The 2,119-nt window shown below is 50.7% G+C and carries 2 protein-coding genes; both read right to left on the reverse strand.

What is annotated here, in order from left to right; translation table 11 throughout:
• Positions 1-226: 226 nt before the first annotated feature.
• Complete coding sequence (locus tag KDK82_RS31570) at positions 227-1,408, reverse strand: HEPN/Toprim-associated domain-containing protein (protein WP_179218033.1); 1,182 nt, start codon at positions 1,406-1,408, stop codon at positions 227-229.
• A 432-nt stretch (positions 1,409-1,840) separates the two neighbouring features.
• The coding region (locus tag KDK82_RS33050; RefSeq protein WP_218827114.1) for a hypothetical protein at positions 1,841-2,119 on the reverse strand (279 nt) is incomplete at its 5' end.

A 2,119-nucleotide genomic window follows, 5' to 3' on the forward strand; every position in this document is an offset into this window, starting at 1 on the left:
ATGGCCAGGGGCGCCCTCGATGCGACGTGAGGCCACAGCCTGCAAGGCCGCATGGTGATGCAGCGCCAGCCTTTCGCCGGAAGTTCTGTGTGCTCCTGCAGTCCGCGCTTCGCCGCTGGCCAGCGCGACCGCGCCGAGAAAGAATTAAAGATCAGTGGCGACGAGACTAATGAGTTGTGGCGTTACGCAACAGGCTTCGTGGATGACCTGGACTGGCACTCCATAATCAATCAATATTGTCCAGCAGCCCATCCTTCACCTGTGCGTCAATCTCCTTGACTAAGGCTAGGACTTTTGTGACGAGTTCGTCGATGTCTGCACTGGCAATATTCAGGACATCATTCTTTAAGGTTCTGCCGTTGCGGTGAACGATGTCATGTCGATTGGTGGTGGCTTTCATCAGCCAGGCAACGTCCTTTGGAAAATTGACTGACAGTACGTTCTCATAGAGAGTCTTCGCGGTCACAACGTTGTGAAAGCTGATCTCGTCAATAGCATCATTCGCCAGTTTCAATATCTTGTCGTATGTGTTGAAGATTTCGCTTATTGGCTCTTTTTTGCTGTTTTTGAATGCATCGTGGCTTTGGACAAATCGCCTTAACACTGCGTTGCGCTTCATGACCTGCTTCTTGAGGGTGTCGCTGAGGTAGGCTTCCATTACTGTAATGACGTTGGCATAGAGCAAGCGCATGAGAGCTGGGTTATCTGGTGCCAGATTTGCCAAGGCCTTGGTCGAATCGAGCGAGTCTGTGAAATCCTTGAAGAAATGTGTACTGTCAGAGTGGTATTCGGTCAAGTCGTCAAAATCCTCTGTCCATCCTGAGTCGACCATGTTGGTTGCATCAAGGACAAAGAATTTTTCATTCGGCATCACTTCTATCAGCGCCACTGCATACATATTTTCTGTTGAGCATGGAAAGCCAAATCCGCCCATCCCAGGCTCGTCTGAAAAGATAAATCCATCGGCGCCACTCAGCATGTAATTCAAAAGCTGATCGCTGTAGTTAGTGCGCTTCTCTCCAAAAGTCGTGGCATCGAGGTTTTCGGTAGCGATCTTCTTGAGGCGGGCAAGCCAATCCTCAAGGGTGCTGTTCTCTAGAACGGGCAAAAGTTCAGCATTCGCTCCGTCACGGTCCAAATCCTCCGAAATCATGAGCCTGCATAACTGAACCTTTCGCGCCAGCTCCTTGGTGAAGTCCGTGCGCAGCGAATCATTGTCGTAGCCGTCCAGAGCTAGGCGGCGTGCGATGACTTCTACTGGTGCCTTGTAGAGGTATCTCACGGGGAAGTCTACATCTTCGGACGTTTCGACCGTCCGTTCTTTTCTTTTGAAGTACCACGGGTTGATGTGATTCTGCATTTCTGTGACTCTCATGCAGCCCAGATCCACTGATGCCCAAGTTGACACGGTTAACTCCTAGTAGAGATTCCTGATACGGGAAAGTTTCACTGCCAGTGTAAGCTAGCGCCCAAGTTACGGTAGCGGCTCAAATGGAAGCTTCGTGCGACATGCCGGCAGCGGTGTCAGCTCCACAATTGTATTGAACATATTCGCTGCGCAGCAGTCGTTGATCGAGGCGTTCCGAACGGTCGAAATGGGTCGGTCACTGACTGATACGAAAAACCGCTGAGGGGTACCCTCGGTTTGTAGCGCAGCGCCATCTAGTTTGCCATCCGGGGACAGACCGCTCATACAGACAAAAGCAGTCGCTTGCAGGTACATCTCCAAAGACCGCTGCTGACCGATAGCACGCGTTCTACAACAGAGACCTGATGATGGCAACCGAGCCAGAACAGCCAATTACACATTTTCGCTCAATGGCTTAAATCAGGCGAATGCCTATCGTCCGATAAGTCGTAGAAGTATTTCGTGAGGGTCTGCTGAGTTTACGAGTGCAAGGTATTGACTGCCTACAAGCATTGGTTCGTAGTACAGCCCCATGTGTTTCGCCATGCCTGTCGCATCAGCGCAAAAGCCTTCATTCATTAGATTTTGGGGAGCGCCATGATTTCTGGCCAATTTGGATGGCAATGTGAAATCGATAACAGAATCCCCGCCCAGCGTTATCCAAGCATGTAGGTCGATAGGTACGGTTTCATCAACCAGCTCTTTGGCCAA

Source organism: Delftia sp. K82, from assembly GCF_002193035.1.
Classification (GTDB): Bacteria; Pseudomonadota; Gammaproteobacteria; order Burkholderiales; family Burkholderiaceae_C; genus Comamonas; species Comamonas acidovorans.